Below are 17,775 nucleotides of genomic sequence, written 5' to 3' on the forward strand. Positions count from 1 at the left end.
GACTCATAATCAGAGGGTCCTTGGTTCGAGCCCAAGTGGGACCACTAAGTCTAAAACCCATACAATATAGGTTTTAGACTTTTTTTATTTAGTAAATGTAATTACATAACTCAAAATTATGATGCCGGCAATGTAAACAGTAATTTAAAATGTATAATTACATAAAGTAATATTTTTTAAAATTTATTTCCCCTTAATATTTAAAATAAATGAATATGATGAAAATAATACAATATTTTCTTTTATTGGCTTGTGGTGTTACGCTTTGTAGCTGTTCTAGTGGTCCAACTTCGGTCGTTCGAGTGATTGATAACCCTACTGCAAATGAAATTGTCATTACCATTGATGGTAAAGAACTAGCAATCCCAGCTAACTCTAAAACTAAGTACACTTTCGAATATGGTAAGCATAATTTAGCTTATAATAATGAATCGTTTGACTTTGTGGTTAAACCGGCTAAATTTTCTGGCAAAGGATTTATTAATCCAACCCAAAGTAACTATATGTTACACACTATTGTCTATTCCACTGACAATACTAGTGAGGAAGATTATAAAAAATTTTATGAAAAAACTCTACATAAAATTCCTATCATTTTTAATGGTGAGGAAGAAGAAGTTGAGCTTCCTGTAAAAGTTGTTAATGATATTTTTATTGAAGACGAACATAATAAATTTGACTATTCTATTGACCAAAAAATGCCCAAAGAAATTCATGAAAATATCTATAAAAATCAGACTTATCAAGATAGTAGAACTAAAGTTTACCGCGAAAAAGAATATATCAATTTTTTAAAAAATGAATATTCCGAGTTCTTAAACGATGAGGGGGGAAAACTTGAAATAAGCTTTCCTAATAAGCCAATAAAACTGGCTGAAATTAATCAATATGCGTTTCCTACAATTAATTTGGAAAAAATTGAATGTGATGCAGGTAAAAAATACTTAGCAGAAACATTAGATAATTGGAAACAACTTTTTACTTTAAAGGGTAGTGATTTTGCTAGTAAATATGAAGAATTAGGTGGAGATAAAAGTAACGGTAATCGACCATTTGCACGATATAAAGAACTTTGTCCTAAAGATACTGATCGAGGAAATACCGATGTCCAAACAGTTCTCCAATTAGATAATTTTATACGAGATACGAGAGATATACATTTTTATATCATTAAATAAAATTTAACTATTTTTTGATTTAAAATAGATAATATTGTAAAAGGTGTAATGTCATAATTATGCCTTTTATTTTTATCAATCTAAAATACTAAAATGAGAAACGTTTTTTTAAAGTCAAAGAACACTAATAATCTATTTTAACTATTCTCAAATCACAAAAATCACTGACCAATTTAAGTCATAATAATAGACCTCAATAAAATTCACTTAATAAAAAACTCATAAATGAATGTTTTTTTCTAATGTATGAGTCTTCAAAATTGGTAAAAAATCCCTAACAAAGATTTATAATATTTTCTCCTTGCTATCCGTAAAACTTTTGCAAAATCTATAAATAACCGAACGTATAAAATGCTATATTTTTCTCTTTTTTTAATTAGAAGATTTGAATATAAATAAATTTTATAATTAACCTCTTTCTTAGGTTTATAAATATTGGAAAATTTTATATAAGTTTTAAAAAAATTATAGAATAAGAGCCAATGTTAACCCTATCCCCCTATATCATATATAGGGTTCAATTTAATAAATAAAATGATAAATATCCGTCTTTTCTTAGAGAGTAATGTCAATAATTATACATTCATCTAATAATAAATTTGGAAAACTGAAATCTTTGAAATTCTAATTGTGTTTTCATATAAACCTTAATTTTTAAGTAAAATTTAGTTTATCTTTTGTTTAAAGATGCAATAATTGATAAAAAAATTAATTATTAAATATTAATTACTATTATTTACATATCTTTTACCCAATCTAACTTTATACAAAATGTTAATTATAATAAATTTTTCTTGTTATAATACTTATCAAAATAAGGTAAATAGTTATTTTTATTAGTTCATGTTTTTCTATTAAATTTTTAATAATTTATAGAATTGTGGTTGAATATTAAAAAACTTAGAGAATAAGTATTATTTATGATGAAACAAAAAATATCATTCTTATTTAGGAAAGATGGAAATATAATTGGATTATCAGATTAACTTCTTGATAATTAAACATAAAATTCTATGAAATGATTAATGATTATCTGTAAAAAGTTGAGAAGATATTTTAAGTTAATGGTAGTAAGTGCTTCTACTTTTGTTTTAAGGCATAAGAATATTATTTTTGCCATAAATTTTGGTATTAAATGAACAAAGAATATCTCCTACTTGAGAGTAAATGTTAACAAAATTAGGCCTGTTAGATTTCTAAAAAGTTCTATTAATTGGATAAATGAAGTAATAAATTTAAATACTGTAGATATTAAAATAGTTGCGCATACTCAAAATGGAAATAATTATAGACAATACTCGTTAAATAATAAATTTGATCATATTATATTTGCTATGTATTTGATAAATATAAAACAGATTATAGACTAAATGGAATTTTTTATATGATTTTTAAGCATTATGGTATGTTGGGAATAAACTTAAGGATCGTCATTTAGATTAATATCTTAAAGCAATTATATAATATGTTAACTAATAGTAGATTTTATATTATATGAAAATTATAATCATCTTTTTATTCTTGGCGATAAGCTTAAGTTGTACTAGATCTAAGCAAACTAATGATTCTGAAACAATCAACTATCCTAAAGATATAAATTTTATGCAAATAAAATATATAAATCCGGAAGAAGTTAAAAACTGGTCGCTCGATCAAATTAAAGAAAAATATAAACCTCTTGAAGAAGAAGACTTTTTATTGAATAAAGGCTTGAGATCAGAGTTTAGAATAGAATTATATAATTTTTTTAATGAAAAAGAAAGAGAAAAACCTATAATGATTAAAGAAGTTACTTGGGAGAAAGATCAAAATACTAATTATACTGTATGGTATAAAAAAGAAGCTGATCATTGGGTTTTTATTTATTCTTACATATGGAATAAAAATCAGCTATTTTAATTTATTCTTTTGATTTTTATTATATTAAATTATATATTTTTTATAAAGTATTTAAAGAATAAGTGATAACAAAATAAGTTTTCATTTTTCAACTAAAAATAAAAAGTTAGTAATATTTTTATTCAGCAGCTTCTCTATTCGTTCATTTTTTTCGGAATAATACGGTTTATTTCTCTTTGTAAAGTCTTTGCTTTTCTGTATAAAACTATACAATTTTATATATAGTATTTATCGATGACTTATTGAAGATTCATAGCTATTAGCTGTATTGGTAATAAAATTTAAAGTTCCTTAATCAATAATATTTTTAATGACTTCGTCTGGAATTTTAAGTATTTAAGCAATTTTTCTCAGCGTATATTTTAGCTTATAAAAAATTCTCCTTTTTTATTATTGATAAATGTTAATTATGGAAAACGGAATTACCTAGAAGTGATGCCATATCATTTTTTGGATTTGGAGGCATTAATTGTTATTTAGTAATGGAAGAATTTATTCCATAACAATTTTATATAAATGCAAGGCATTCAAATAGAGATACTCATAATTCATTCAAACATCAAGTTAATAAAAATTTAGAAAAACCTCAATTGAAACTTTTAGTCAAAAATATAAATACAGAAATATTTTAAAATAACATAAAAATATAAATGATAGGAAAATTGGAAATTAAAAAAATATATAATGCAGACTTATGTATTATCGGTGCATGCCTTCAAGGAAATTTTTAACGTTTTTAGCATTAAAAAATGGACTAAAAAAAGTATTAATTGATACTGTTAAAAGTTTTAAAAGAGAAATAAGTTTTTGATGATTCCCAATGAGGTAATTCACGTTTATTGAATATCTGATTATTCTGTTAGAAAAGCATTATTAAAAAATTTACAAGACATAAAAGAGAATAACCACTTTATCAGAGATGTAGAATTGAATTCTGATAAGGGTGTGGCAAATTGTTTAACACTTCCCAAGGCTCTGCCACATCAAGTATATTAGACTAAAAGAGGTATCGTTAGCATTGGTTTCTTTATCAAAATCTAAAGAGCCAAATTCTTCCAAAATTGAACGGAAAATCTTATTATTAAAACTTTAAACAATGACGACTACCTTCTGCAACCGGTTCCGGTTCTTACGATTCCAAAGAAAATAAGATAACAATCGCAAAATACTATAAAGAATGATAAATATTCTTATGGGGGGTGCTAAAGATTGAAGATTCGATACTTCGTTTAAGTTTAATCTTAAAATTAGGTATGCGATGAATATAGCAATAAAATAAAAACTGGAGCATTTTCATACAAACATTGTAGATCCGGAGGTTTTAGCACAATCGCTAAAAAAATATATTTATGAAGCGGTAAAAATGCTCCTTAACCTTCCATATGATTACTTTGTGTACAAAGCATGGTTTGCCGACGGACATATTACATTCCGGAACTTTGCGAAATTATTTTACCCCATTTGTGAGACGCTCTATTTGTAAGACGAAGAGAAATAATTGACTTTATAACAGCCAGCTAATGTGTATGGTTTTTAATTAAAAAAATAACTTATTATAAAAAAAATTATTTTTTGTTTATTTGGAACTTTACTTATTTTATCCAGTTACAATAATGTGATTAACAAAAAAGTTTCTATAGAAACTGCTAAAGATGACATTAAAGAAATATGAGAAAAATATAAAGGAGAATATACTGACATTGATTTCGATGCCTTAGGTGAGGACTTATTGTTTAATATTTTTGGAACTTTGTAGCAAATGGTGAATATGAAGTAAATGGAGTTAAGTTTGAAAAAACGTATAAAGAATATTTTGATAAAGGAGAAAAAGCTGAAGCCGAAAAAGAGGCAAAAATGAAAAACGCCTTAACAATAACAATGTATGGAAAGGATTATATTCCAGAAAATTACAATGCTGGCATATATAATGATTATAATAATTTTAAGTATGCCTTTCATAATAAAGCTAATAAGGAAATTAAAGCAATCGGAATTTTATTCATAGTTTTCAATGCGTTAGGAGAACAAATAGGAAAAAGTTTTAGTATGGATTTTATAAATGACAGAATCTATGCAAATGGAACTTATAAAAAGGTGATGTTGCATTTTCAGTCAATCAATTTAATAATGATAATAGTAAAATTAAGTGATGCAAATTTTGAAGATCTTACTTTTAAATTTAATATTTCAAAAATAGTTTTTACAGACGATACTACATTAGAATAAATTCTGGTTTTCCAACAACTAAAAATCGTCTTGACTTATATGTAAGGGCAATTTATTTTTGTTCTATGGCGTACAAGCTAAAAATTATTAAAAACAGCTCGTTATATTGTATAGATGTACAAGCCTTTACAAATTTCCGGATGTACCCGATTCTAAAATAGTCCGCCTTCATTTTCCCAAGCATAACATTCATTTTAATTATGGCCAATAGATGAATATCAACGTTATGGTAATTCTAAAAGGAGAGGTTTCACAATAGCTATCATTTTTTAATTAGTTATTAAACCACCATCAAAAACGGACGTTCTACTTTATAGTTGTCATTGCCGGTGATGTAATCTTTGTAAAATGTCGCTTAAATCAATTGTCTCACACAAAGCCAAATATCATTGTTATTCTGGCTTTTCACATTGATTCTGATGAATGGATTCAAATAATCCAGAAACAATCCATTTAGACAATTATGGAGCTTCTGTTCAATGTTCAGGTATTATAAATCCTTTCATAATAAAAGAATTTTGAGATTTGAGCTAAATTTGGTTATAGTTATCAAAGATTAATTGAAATGTGATAGGCACATTTCCCAACTGTGTCTAAGTTGCCAGTTGAAAATAATCTGTATTTTGAAAATCGATTAAACAAGCAGGATAAGCCAATGACTGTCTACCTTGTTCTCCAACTTACCCTAAATACCCAAGATATTATATTGGTCTATGAATTTAATTTCTGGATATTCTTTTGAAATTCGCGTATATAAATCCTGTAATATTTGTGAAAAAAATAATCGTCCATTATTTCATAATTCGGTTAATTTCTTTGACAACTTCCTGGATGATATCTTTATCCAAGACCAGGCTCTTATTTCCTGCTGGTTGTATAAATTGCCGTTGTGGAAGTTCAACCTTTCGGATATATGCTTTTACGCTGGTTTGCCTAGTTTTCATTATAACTGAATTCATTCCCTCTTTGCTTTTTTGGTAAATTTTCAGGTGTCAATTTTGTTTTTTTGTATCTGTTCCGGGGAGCTTTCACTGTTCCATTTGCGCTTAAACATTTATTGTCCGCTTTTGGCATAAGGCATATGTTTTGTATAGTTGCTTGTCCGAATTGAATTGTAAAATAAGTTTCAGCTTTTAGTTTTCCTGTTTTAATCAAAAACAGATCCATTTCCGCTGGCAACTTTCCATTATTTAAAAGTCGAGGTCTGGCAGCCTTTCGCCTGGAAGTTACCATTTACAAATCTCAATGCAATATTCCCGGCTTTTGCAGGAAATCGATTAACAATGTAGTCTCTTAGTTCTGAACCTTTTTTTAACAACTAGCGAAAACTCTTCTTGATTAATTTGATACTTAAAAAATTTGTGCATCTGTATAATTATGATTACTAAAATCTTATAAATTTTTATATATAAGAGGCTACATATAAAATAATTATCTCATTTTTTAAGTTTAAAAATTTTATACAATGTGAGCTAAAAAAACAATATAAAAATAATTAATAAACAATAATTTCAATTATTATTTTATTTATTAAAATAATTAATCAAATTAATATATATATTTATCATAATCATTAATATATTTTATATTTTTAAATATTTTAACTAAGTTAGCAAATAAAAAAATATTTCAAATATAGTTTTCAAAATGCATTATAACCCAAAAAATTCAATAAGTAAATATTCAAATAATATAGATTTTAGAATACTTTTTATATTTATTTTATTTATTTTGATAGGATTATCTATTTTATTTTATAAATATTCTAGACATATTAATTGTGGACAAATTGAATTTATTATCAAAGCGGAAAATAAGCAAGTTGGAGAAAGTATTGGATTTGAAGATTTAACTCCTGGTGCTAATAGTTGGATATGGGATTTTGGAGATAATTCTCCAAAAAATCATGACCGTTCTCCTTCTCATAAATATTCGAAATCAGGAATTTATATAGTCACTTTAAAAGTCAATAAATCCTGTACATTAAAAAAAACCTTAGAAATAAAAAATATTAATAAAATTATAGATTCTACAAAAATCCCCATTATCATTGCTCCCACTTTAGTAACTGTAGGTCAAAGATTTGCTGTTGATTACGATTATCTTGGAGAAGCTACTTCCTGGGAATGGAGCTTTGGAGAATCCGGTCAAGTAGATTATAATTCCGAATATCCAATATACAGCTACAGTACACCCGGTAAAAAGAGATTAACATTAATTATTAATGGAGATATAACCTATATTGCCAGTAAAGATATTTATGTAAAACCTGAAAAAACAAATGTACCTACCCTTCTTGATATCCCACGTAGAAAAATACCAGATTCTATATTTGTTAATAAACCACCAAAACCAGAGAAAGATCCTTTAGATAAATTTATAGCTCATATTCCAGCAATGCCAAAAGAATCTCCCCAGCAACTTGAACCGATTAATAATGCAAAAAGTCAAGCACCATCAATTTCTGAAAATCAATTTGCTTTATTATTATTAGATGTAGCAAAACAAAATAAAACGATGGAAGATTTTGGAAAATACACTTGTAATAAATATGATTTCCCTGTATCTAAAAATGATGACGATATAATAAATTTTAATAAATTTACTCAAGAAATACAAAACAAAAAAATAAGAATAAAATCTATACATCTTAAAAAAAATAGCGAAAATTGTATCGAAGGCTTTAATATTTTATATAAGACAAAAAAAGGTCCTTTTTGGATTTATACTAAGTAATAAAACAACTGATTATATTAACATATTATAATATATTTTATACGATTATTTCAAAAATCTACTGAAAAAATTTGATAATATTAGTATACAATAATACTTTTAAAAAAAATTCTACAAGCAAAATTCTCTCTTGTAAAAATAATCTTTGCCGTAGTGAATGTCTATTAAACCAACCTACATTATAATAATAAAAATTATTATTTTGAATATTGAATTGATTTTTGTTTAGATTTTAAAATTATTTTACAAATTCTGTCAATAATAAATATTATTCACAATTAAATTCCTAATCAAAATACTTGATTTTTAACAAAAATATATAGACATATTAATAAATATAAATAAAATAAACCATTTCGTAAAATACATTATAAGCGAAGTTACTTATGTAAGGGAATTTTTAATAATCTGATTTTCTATTAGTCCTAAAAAACACATAATAACTACAAAAATTAAATCTATAAGTAAATATATTTTTTAACCATTATTATTGCAATAGAAACTAAATAATATATATTGAATATCTAAATATATTATATAATACATCTTATAATAAAAAATATAAATTAACAAATATTTAACACCAATTAATGAGATAAGATTTTGTTAAATATTTATTTTTGTGCTATAAATATAAGTAATTTTATTATTAATAATCATTAATTTTTTTATTATGTCATTTAAAGCCAAACTAGAAGTAGCGGGCAAAACCTACAACATTTTAAATGTTAATTATGCTTTAGCCCAAGAAACGGACCCAACAGGACGTCCATCCTCTCAAACCAGAGGGGGAAGAATAGAAGTTACTGTAGAATCTACAGGAGAAAGTGACATCTTTGAATGGATGACTAATAGTTTTGAAAGAAAAGATGGTAAGGTAATCTTTTTAAAAAGAGATTCCGATGCCACTTTAAAAAATCTAAGTTTTACAGATGGATATGTGGTAAAGTATAAGGAGAACTTTGATGCCTCTGGTACTAATCCACTTACAGAAACCTTTACTATTTCTGCAAAATCTATCAAAATGGGTACTGGTGAACATGTTAATGAATGGGTATAAATCCATAAATTATTAATTTTGAAAAAACAAAAGGAAAAAAGTATTTTCCTTTTGTTTTTGCCTTATAATATCTATATTCTGATCAATTTTAGAAAGGTATTATTTTATCATTTATTAAGTAATTTATTTAATGAATTAACTATTGAATAATATTAAATAAATTATTATATAATTAATTAGTTAAGCTACTAAATAACTAATTTATGCATTACTAATCCGTTCCTAATTAAAGATTTAAAGCATTTATTATCTTTTCCTTTTACAGCATAAAATGATTGTTATTTAAAAAAAAATAATTAATCAAAATTTGATTTAAAAATATAAAAAATCACACTATTTTTAATGCTTATGGCAAGAGCTTTTATTTTAATTAATTGCTCAAGCAATAATAACGTTAATTACCTGTTTATTTGTTTATTCTCTTCAACAAAAAATTATTAGTGAATGGAATTTAGATAATTTTAATTCCAGTGGAAACTTAGCAAAATCATATATATTGTTACGTATAAACATTATGAAATTTCTAAGAAACGTAAAGTAGATAACATAAGCCATAAAAACTATGCTACTTCTACGGGATGCTATAAGATGATGGAACTTGGAATGTAGAAGAAAATATTTTAGAATATGCCGTATATCTTAATTATTCTGGCACTAATGACCTTTTTAAATGTTAAAACACCTATTTAGAGTTTTTATAAATATATCATGAAAATGCTTTCTAAAATTATTCTAAATTATTTCCAAAAACGTTCAACAAAGTCGAATATTTCTACGATAGAAATAATTTTCTATAGAATTTTAAAATGCTTCCCATTTATATCTTACCATTTTCATTTTATTCAGCCTCTTTAAATAGCCGATAATTTATTTAAGATTAAATAACTATCTAAATCTTTATTTGTTTCAATCGAAAATATCTCTTATACCAGAAACGCGATGCAAGTATATCATTGCTTTTAGGATAACAACATCTGTTTCTTTTTAATATACCCCTCGTTGTTAATGGAATATTAAATCCCGGATTTTCAAGCGTTTTTTTCAAAGCTATGTTGAATTATTTCTATCTGAACAAATTATGAGATTTATAATAATTTTTTATTTCGCCACAATCTGATGATTCATCTTTAAAAAGTTCTTCGACTATTGTTTTTTTCATTACATCACCTTCTAGAAAATTTTTGTCACATTATCTATAAGATTCAATGTCTTTTCTTTGTAATCCTCCATTTATGAAAGCGAAATAAGCTAATGAATCTCGCCTTTATTTTAAAAAATTTCTTGAGCTATTATCCATTCTATTATCTTATACATTATTTCAATTAACTTTTATAAGAGCGGTAAGACAACCTTATTAATAATTAAATTTTGTCTAAAAAAAGAATTGGTTATTATATATAAATACTAAGCATAAAATTATAAATTTAATTTAAGTTAGCATATATAATTATACATTTGAATCTTTTATTAAAATTTTATTATATAATGTAAATATTTCGATTTTTTATATACAATTAAGGCATAATGTAAAAATATCAATGATGTGAATATTGATCTATTTGCAATAAAGCGTATAATATGATCATTGTAAAGGCTTAGTATATTGTATTTTATCCGAATAAACTGTTTTAGAATTATTTTCCTTATAAGTAACCTTGCTAGGATATCCGGCTTGATAATCATCCCAAATTAGATTATAGATATACTCATTATTTCGATTTACTTTTTTAATTAAATTAGGACTAAATAGGGCAGTCATTTCATTTCCGAAAATATAGCTAATAATCCAGCGAGGAGTAGCTATATACCTGAAAATTCCCTTCTGAGTAAAGTTATAAGAATAACTATTGAATATAATTTTCTTAGAATTATTCAGTTTAGAATAATCTTTTATTAAATTTCCTTTTTCGTCATATTCGTATTTATATATATCACGATCAGTTCCATTAGTTGTTTCCTTTCTGATTAATAAATTATTTTTAACAGTTAGTGTTGTTTTAAGATTATTTTTTTCATCATAAACTAGAATTTTATTTGCGTTATAAACAATCTTTTCCCGAGCTATATTATCATCTATTGTATGCTTTATTTCAGCAATTAAATCTCCTGAATAAATAATATCTGTTATAAAACTTCCATATTCAATACTTATTATTCTGTTATGCTCATCGAATTTATAATTATAAATATCATAATTGATCGGTAGTTGTTTATAATATTTTTCTTTATCATTATAAGATTCTAGATTATATCTTCCTGAATATAATAATGGGAGTTTAATTTCGTATAAATCATCATTTTTATAGATAAGTCGATTATCGATTTTTTTTCCTCCATTACCGGAAAAATTATAAAAAAAAGATATATTTATAATAAACACTAGAAAAACAAATGCCTTTTTCATAATTATTTATTCTTTAATTACAATTTGCAAAGATAAATTTTTATATGAATTTAAATCTATTTAAAATAATTTTTTTTATCTTTTTATTAAAATGACTGTTCAAATTGATATCAACGTATTCACCAAATAATAGAATAAGTTATAGAGTATATTCTCAAAAAGAACACTTACGATTATATATAATTTTCGCTTAAAATATTGCAGAAATGCTTTTAAATATCCATATAAAATTAAAAAAACTATTACTTAATAGTATATACTTCATTATATATGCATCCTTTCTCTACCAAACGTATCAAACTTAATTTTTTTCCATTATAATTCTATATCTAAAGAATATGAATTGATATTTACAATTTATTTGAGATATTGAAAAAATCGTGCGCTTCTTTTACTCGAATTTAGGTTTTTAAATAAAGTGAAGATTAAATATAAAATACCTTTTTCCAATTTAAAAGATTTTTCTTTTAACTCTAAAAGTTTTGTTTTATTCTAACTAAATACTAACATATCATCATGTTTAAAGAAATTATTCACCGAAGAGACCATTTTTCTATTTTTTGTATTATAGGATAGTTTATTTTATTATTTCTCTTATCTAGGTTTGATTAAATTTTCTTTAATTCTTAATTGAATTTAGATCTTAAAACTATTTAAAAGTTAAGCAAATATATTTTAATTCTTAGATAAAAAATAGGAATTCATGAAGATAAATATTGCTTTATATCCCTAAAAACTATTAAAAAAATTATCAATCTTTTTATACGATAAATAAATACAAGTAATAAAAATCATTCAACAATAAGCAATTTAATCTCAATAAAACATAAAAAATACTAAAATTGACAACTATCAGTATTTTTATTTAAATATTTTTCTTAAATTTAAAATCATTTTTTAAACTAAATTATTATATAAGATTTTAATTATAGAGAGGTGCAAAAGAATAAATATTTATAATGTAAAATAAAATTATTAATTATTATTAATTCAGTAAATTTCTTTAAACTTTTGAAACCAAAATCCTTTATGTGCTTAATTTGCTAAGAAAAAGTGATGCCTATTTTTTATCTGGCATAATATTTTAAATCCTCTATACTCGTTTTTAAAATTATTTTTTTCTAACTGAATTAACTTAATATGATTAACTATACACAAAGGAACTTTATTAACATTCAAAATACAAAAAATTTACTTACGCTAATAATTTACATTGATCAAAATAATATTGAATAAAATATAATTTAACAAATAAAAATGAAAAATAAAATCATCTTAAGCTTCTTATGGCTGTTACTTGGTACCATTAGTTTTTATGCTCAATCTGTATCAAACTCTACCACCGTTAAAAATATAAATTCTTATAATGCAGGATTTCGTGAATTAAATTTAAATGATAACGTACGCCCCTTACAAATTGCGTTAGTATACCCTACTTCAGCAAAACATCCTATTGCAAGAATTGGAGATAGCGAATACCTAGTGGGAGAAAATGTAATTTACGATGCGAAAATAACTGATGAACGCTATCCTTTAGTTATTTTTTCACACGGATTAAACGGATCTTGGGATAATCATGTTTGGTTAGCTGCTGCTTTAAGCAAAAAAGGATTTATAGTAGCAATGCCTAATCATCCGGGAACTACTCTGCAAGATATGGATCCGCAAGTAGCCCGAGATATGTTGGCTCGCCCGGAAGACATCCATCGCACCATTAGCTATTTATTGGAAACTAAACAATTTGCAGATCACATTGATTCGGATAACATTTCTATTATTGGTCACTCTTATGGTGGTTGGACGGCAGTAGAAACCATTGGAGGAAAGTCTTCGGCTAAAGTTTTCAATAAAGAATGTCGGAAATACCCTATAATGTTAGCTTGTGATGTCTTTAATGCTCAAATGAAGGGACTTAATGAAAATTCCGAATTTTTAAAATTAGACAAAGATATGAAGGATCCTCGTATTAAAAGAGCTGTAATTTTGGACGTAGGATTTGGTAGACTATTTATTCCAAAAAGCCTATCGGAAATAAAAATTCCTGTTTTAGTATATTCTGCGGGACCATTTGTAGAAAGAATACCGCCTAAATTAGAAACCGGCTATTTAATAAAATATTTACCTTCAAAAACAACTAAACATATAGTATTGAATAAAGCTACTCATTATAGCTTCATGGCTATCTGTAAACATAATGCTATTGAACTATTTCAAAAAGAAAGACCAGATCAGGTCCCTACCTGTCAATTTGACACTAACGAACGTGAAGGAATACACAATCAATTAATTGACCAAATAAGCACTTTTTTAGTAAATAACTAAAAATGTGTAACAATTTGCTGTAAATGGCATTTTTATTAAAATATATTCATTTAATAAAAATGCCATTTTATAATAGTTTTCTTCTTCATTATAAAGTCAAAATGAATTAAAAAAAATAGAATTCATTTATTTTAATAATTCTAGTATCTCCACTATATTTTTCCCTTAATTTCGAATACTTTTTATACTTACCCGGCAAAAGGCTTTCTATTGATAGATAAATTTACTCTTACATCGTATATATCTTTTAATATGAATGCTTTATTAAATTTATATCCATGAATAAAATAGTATCTTTCATTAAAATAAAATTAATTAGTTTATTATGAGTGCTAAGCTAATAATATCATTTTCTAACAGTTAATAGAAAAAAACATAATAAAAAAAGAAAACTTTATCTCTAAATTTTTATATGTTATTTAAAATAATAATCTTATTTTTGTAGGATATACAAAAAACAACAATACAACACTAAAAAGTTTTATCATGTTTGAAAAGATTCTTATTGCAGAGGATTTCTCTAACGATAATTATGCTGTTAAAAAAATAGTTGAAGAACTAAATATATCTCATATCGATCAAGCATATTATTGCGATGATGCCATTTCTAAAATTCGAAATTCTTTTTCTAATAATTTACCTTATGAACTATTGATTACAGACTTATCATTTAAAAATAATCAAGAACACATTGCCATTGTATCCGGGGAAGAACTAATAAAAGTTGTTAAAGAAGAATTTCCCGATCTTAAAATTATTGTTTGTTCTACTGAAGACAGACAACATATTATTAATTCTTTTTTTGAAAAATATAATATAGATGCTTTTATAACAAAGGATAAAGATTATATAAAAGAATTAAAAAAAGCTATTGAAGATGTATATGAAAATAAAATATATATATATACAAACAAATCTCAAAAAGGCGGATTGTTTGAATTTACCAATAATGATTTGGAATTAGTTCGCTTACTATCTGTAGGTATGAATGTTCCGGAAATATCCGTTAAATTTAAGACTGAAAAAGTATATCCAAATAGCGAAAGTTATTTAAATAAAAGATTAGTAAAAATTCGTCAACATGCCGGAGCAACTACTACCTTACATTTACTTACTTTATTTTCAGATTGGCACTTAATCTAAGTTTTATCGATAAAATTCATTTGAAAACATTTTATGTTAATCATATGTTTTCTAATGAAATATAAACATTTAATGTATTTATCACGTAATCCATGATTTAAGTAGTAAAAATCCAATCCCTATCTCCTTTCAGGATATAAACGATCGTTGAAATTGTCTCCACACCATAAAAAAATCTTTATTTTATTACGAATATATCATTGATATTATCTAAATATTAATCAAATTGTTATCTTATCGCTTCTTTTTCAATATAATTCATAATAAATTTGCACTTATGAAGCGAAAAGATAATTTATCTTTATGGTTTGCAGGAGATATCAAAGCAGGTTTTCCTTCGGCTGCAGATGATTTCTACCGCGAACGCATTAACCTAAATGACGAATTAATAAGGGATCCCGAAACCACTTTCTTAGCGCGTGTAAATGGGGATTCTATGAAAGATATGAGGATTTATAACGGAGACCTTATTATTGTTGATAAAGCGTTGGAACCTAAAAACGGTAATATTGCCGTATGTTATATAGATGGAGAATTTACCTTAAAAAGATTAAAGGTAGTAAAAGAAAAAGGGGTAGTAAAAGAAATTATTCTTTTACCTGAAAATAAAGAATATGAACCTATCCGGATTACTCCTGATCACGATTTTATTATTTGGGGAATACTTACTCACACTATTATAAAGTTTTCATAATATGTACGCTTTATTAGATTGCAACAACTTTTATGCTTCCTGTGAAAGAGTGAGCAATCCTTCTTTAATTGGTAAGCCTGTTTGTGTACTTTCAAACAATGACGGATGTGTAATTGCTCGTTCCAATGAAGCCAAAAACTTGGGAATACCCATGGGCGCCCCTGCCTTTAAATATGAAAAGATATTCGAAGAAAACAAAATATTTATTTATTCTGCTAATTTCCCTCTATACGGAGACTTAAGCAATAGAATTATGAATATTATCGGACGTTACTGCAACGAAGTTGAGATATACTCTATTGATGAAGCATTTATGAACTTTAACGGTTATATGCAATTAAATTTGCAGGAGCATTGCCTAAACTTAAGAAAATATATACTAAAAGGAGTAGGTATTCCTACCAGTATAGGGATTGCTCCCACAAAAACACTCGCTAAGGTAGCTAATAGAATAGCCAAAAAATATCCTGAACAAACACATCATGTATATATAATTGACTCTCCCGAAAAAATTGAGAAGGCACTTAAATGGCTGCCTATTGAAGATATCTGGGGAATTGGAAGAAGACTAACTAAACGTTTTCAGGCAAGAGGCATTCGTAAAGCATATGAACTGATAAACTTTCCTGAGACATTTATACGCCAAGAAATGGGAATTGTAGGAATTCGTATGATTAATGAATTAAAGGGTATTCCTCAACTGAATATGGATTTACCTTCTCGTAAAAAATCTATTGCTACTACCCGCACCTTTGATTACATGATCGATAAAAAAGAGGATTTAAAAGAAAGAATCGCTACTTTTGCCGTGAAATGTTCAGAAAAATTACGTGCACAAAAAAGTTGTTGTAACTATGTAACTGTATTTCTACACACAAATTTCTTCAGAGATGATTTAATTCAACATCATCCTTCTATTACTTTAGCACTTTCCAATCCTCATAATTCTGCCATCGAGGTAAGCAAATATGCTCAAAAAGCACTTAAAGCAATATATAAAAAAGGATATCAATATAAAAAGGCAGGGGTTATTGTATCAGGATTAATTCCCGAATCGGAAAGACAAATTTCTTTATTTGACGAAGATTTTTATTTAAAACATCAGCCTATTATGAAGATTATAGATAAGTTGAATCATAAATATCATGAAGATAAACTTAAATTAGGATCTCAAGATATTAAAAGAACATGGAAGATGAAACAAGCCCGACTTTCCAAACGTTTCTCTACCAACATAAAAGAAATTATACAGATAATGGTATAAAAAAATTTATCTTTAAAATTACCCTTTATTAATCTTATAAAAACAGTAGGAACATGCGTGAGGATTTAAAAAATATTATCAAAGGATTACCCACTATTCCAGGAGTATATTATATTTTTACTCGAGAAGATCGGTTAATCTATATTGGAAAAAGTAATAACATCAGAAAAAGATTAAGTCAACATTTTACCTGTACTGATCGTAAATCGATTAAAATTCAAAATTTTGCTTCTAAAGTTACCTATGAACCTACAGGGAGTGAATTGATAGCTCTTCTTATGGAATCTGAGGAAATAAAATATTATAAGCCTATTTATAACCGAGCGCAAAGACATAGCATCTTTTATTATGGCTTATATCCCGAAAGAACCAAAGAGGGATATATATCTTTACAACTGAGAAAAATAGACAATCAAACTCAGGAAATCAATTCTTACTTAAGTTTGAAACAAGGTAAGGAAGATTTATTTCGCATAACGGAAACCTATAAGCTTTGCCAGAAAATAAATGGATTATATAAATCAAAGACCCAATGCTTTCAGTATACTATACATGAATGTCTTGGTGCCTGCATTAATAAAGAACCAGTACATAAATATAATCAACGAGTACAACTCTATTTGAATAAAAATTCTTTTCCACAAGATACCTTATTACTGAAACTACCAGGAAGGACAAATAATGAAAAGGGATTGGTTTTAATTGAAAACGGAATTTATAAAGGTTTTGGATTCTGTCCAAAAAGATCACGAAAAGACCCTGCTACGTTCATTGTTCCAAAATCAGATAATAAAGATATAAGACGAATATTAAGAAGCTATCTAAAAAACAAAAATAAATGAAATCCTT

General features: G+C 25.9%; 12 protein-coding genes. 10 read left to right on the forward strand and 2 right to left on the reverse strand.

Going from position 1 to position 17,775, the window contains the following annotated elements:
- Positions 1-215 precede the first annotated feature (215 nt).
- From M3Z80_RS02420 to M3Z80_RS02430, 3 genes are all read left to right on the forward strand, one after another.
- Complete coding sequence (locus tag M3Z80_RS02420; RefSeq protein WP_293917207.1) at positions 216-1,178, forward strand: hypothetical protein; 963 nt, start codon at positions 216-218, stop codon at positions 1,176-1,178.
- A 1,494-nt stretch (positions 1,179-2,672) separates the two neighbouring features.
- Positions 2,673-3,077, forward strand: a complete 405-nt coding sequence (locus tag M3Z80_RS02425; RefSeq protein WP_293917210.1) for a hypothetical protein — start codon at positions 2,673-2,675, stop codon at positions 3,075-3,077.
- A 1,854-nt stretch (positions 3,078-4,931) separates the two neighbouring features.
- Positions 4,932-5,303, forward strand: a complete 372-nt coding sequence (locus M3Z80_RS02430; RefSeq protein ID WP_293917213.1) for a hypothetical protein — start codon at positions 4,932-4,934, stop codon at positions 5,301-5,303.
- Between the two features lie 933 nt (positions 5,304-6,236).
- Here the strand turns inward: M3Z80_RS02430 and M3Z80_RS02435 are convergent.
- Complete coding sequence (locus M3Z80_RS02435; protein WP_293917215.1) at positions 6,237-6,536, reverse strand: hypothetical protein; 300 nt, start codon at positions 6,534-6,536, stop codon at positions 6,237-6,239.
- 498 nt (positions 6,537-7,034) lie between these two features.
- Between M3Z80_RS02435 and M3Z80_RS02440 the strand changes: the two genes are divergently transcribed.
- Entirely contained in the window at positions 7,035-8,039 is a 1,005-nt protein-coding gene (locus M3Z80_RS02440) for a PKD domain-containing protein (protein ID WP_293917217.1), read from the forward strand.
- Positions 8,040-8,712: 673 nt separating this feature from the next.
- On the forward strand, positions 8,713-9,099 hold the full coding sequence (gene tssD, locus M3Z80_RS02445) for a type VI secretion system tube protein TssD (protein ID WP_293917219.1): 387 nt from the start codon (positions 8,713-8,715) through the stop codon (positions 9,097-9,099).
- A 1,582-nt stretch (positions 9,100-10,681) separates the two neighbouring features.
- Here tssD and M3Z80_RS02450 read toward each other — a convergent pair.
- A complete protein-coding gene (locus M3Z80_RS02450) occupies positions 10,682-11,503 on the reverse strand; it encodes a hypothetical protein (protein ID WP_293917221.1) in 822 nt (273 codons plus the stop codon).
- A gap of 1,257 nt (positions 11,504-12,760) precedes the next feature.
- Here M3Z80_RS02450 and M3Z80_RS02455 point away from each other — a divergent pair.
- The 5 genes from M3Z80_RS02455 (at position 12,761) to M3Z80_RS02475 (ending at position 17,768) form a co-directional block, all read left to right on the forward strand.
- Complete coding sequence (locus M3Z80_RS02455; protein ID WP_293917223.1) at positions 12,761-13,825, forward strand: alpha/beta hydrolase family protein; 1,065 nt, start codon at positions 12,761-12,763, stop codon at positions 13,823-13,825.
- 486 nt (positions 13,826-14,311) lie between these two features.
- Entirely contained in the window at positions 14,312-14,968 is a 657-nt protein-coding gene (locus M3Z80_RS02460) for a response regulator (protein ID WP_293917225.1), read from the forward strand.
- Between the two features lie 277 nt (positions 14,969-15,245).
- The gene (locus M3Z80_RS02465) at positions 15,246-15,662 is read left to right on the forward strand and encodes a LexA family protein (RefSeq protein ID WP_293917226.1); all 417 of its coding nucleotides are present in this window, start codon (positions 15,246-15,248) and stop codon (positions 15,660-15,662) included.
- A gap of 1 nt (position 15,663) precedes the next feature.
- Positions 15,664-16,926, forward strand: coding sequence for a Y-family DNA polymerase (locus tag M3Z80_RS02470; RefSeq protein WP_293917228.1), 1,263 nt, complete (start codon positions 15,664-15,666; stop codon positions 16,924-16,926).
- 53 nt (positions 16,927-16,979) lie between these two features.
- Entirely contained in the window at positions 16,980-17,768 is a 789-nt protein-coding gene (locus M3Z80_RS02475; RefSeq protein WP_293917229.1) for a GIY-YIG nuclease family protein, read from the forward strand.
- The last annotated feature ends 7 nt before the right edge of the window (positions 17,769-17,775 follow it).

The sequence above is a fragment of the Apibacter sp. genome, from assembly GCF_025291155.1.
In the GTDB taxonomy this organism is placed as follows: domain Bacteria; phylum Bacteroidota; class Bacteroidia; order Flavobacteriales; family Weeksellaceae; genus Apibacter.

What these genes read in the sequence shown, in the direction of transcription:
- M3Z80_RS02420 (WP_293917207.1), top strand. Translation starts at nt 216, where the DNA reads ATGATGAAAATAATACAATATTTTCTTTTATTGGCTTGTGGTGTTACG.
- M3Z80_RS02425 (WP_293917210.1), top strand. Translation starts at nt 2,673, where the DNA reads ATGAAAATTATAATCATCTTTTTATTCTTGGCGATAAGCTTAAGTTGT.
- M3Z80_RS02430 (WP_293917213.1), top strand. Translation starts at nt 4,932, where the DNA reads ATGAAAAACGCCTTAACAATAACAATGTATGGAAAGGATTATATTCCA.
- M3Z80_RS02435 (WP_293917215.1), bottom strand. Translation starts at nt 6,536, where the DNA reads ATGGTAACTTCCAGGCGAAAGGCTGCCAGACCTCGACTTTTAAATAAT.
- tssD (WP_293917219.1), top strand. Translation starts at nt 8,713, where the DNA reads ATGTCATTTAAAGCCAAACTAGAAGTAGCGGGCAAAACCTACAACATT.
- M3Z80_RS02450 (WP_293917221.1), bottom strand. Translation starts at nt 11,503, where the DNA reads ATGAAAAAGGCATTTGTTTTTCTAGTGTTTATTATAAATATATCTTTT.
- M3Z80_RS02455 (WP_293917223.1), top strand. Translation starts at nt 12,761, where the DNA reads ATGAAAAATAAAATCATCTTAAGCTTCTTATGGCTGTTACTTGGTACC.
- M3Z80_RS02460 (WP_293917225.1), top strand. Translation starts at nt 14,312, where the DNA reads ATGTTTGAAAAGATTCTTATTGCAGAGGATTTCTCTAACGATAATTAT.
- M3Z80_RS02465 (WP_293917226.1), top strand. Translation starts at nt 15,246, where the DNA reads ATGAAGCGAAAAGATAATTTATCTTTATGGTTTGCAGGAGATATCAAA.
- M3Z80_RS02470 (WP_293917228.1), top strand. Translation starts at nt 15,664, where the DNA reads ATGTACGCTTTATTAGATTGCAACAACTTTTATGCTTCCTGTGAAAGA.
- M3Z80_RS02475 (WP_293917229.1), top strand. Translation starts at nt 16,980, where the DNA reads ATGCGTGAGGATTTAAAAAATATTATCAAAGGATTACCCACTATTCCA.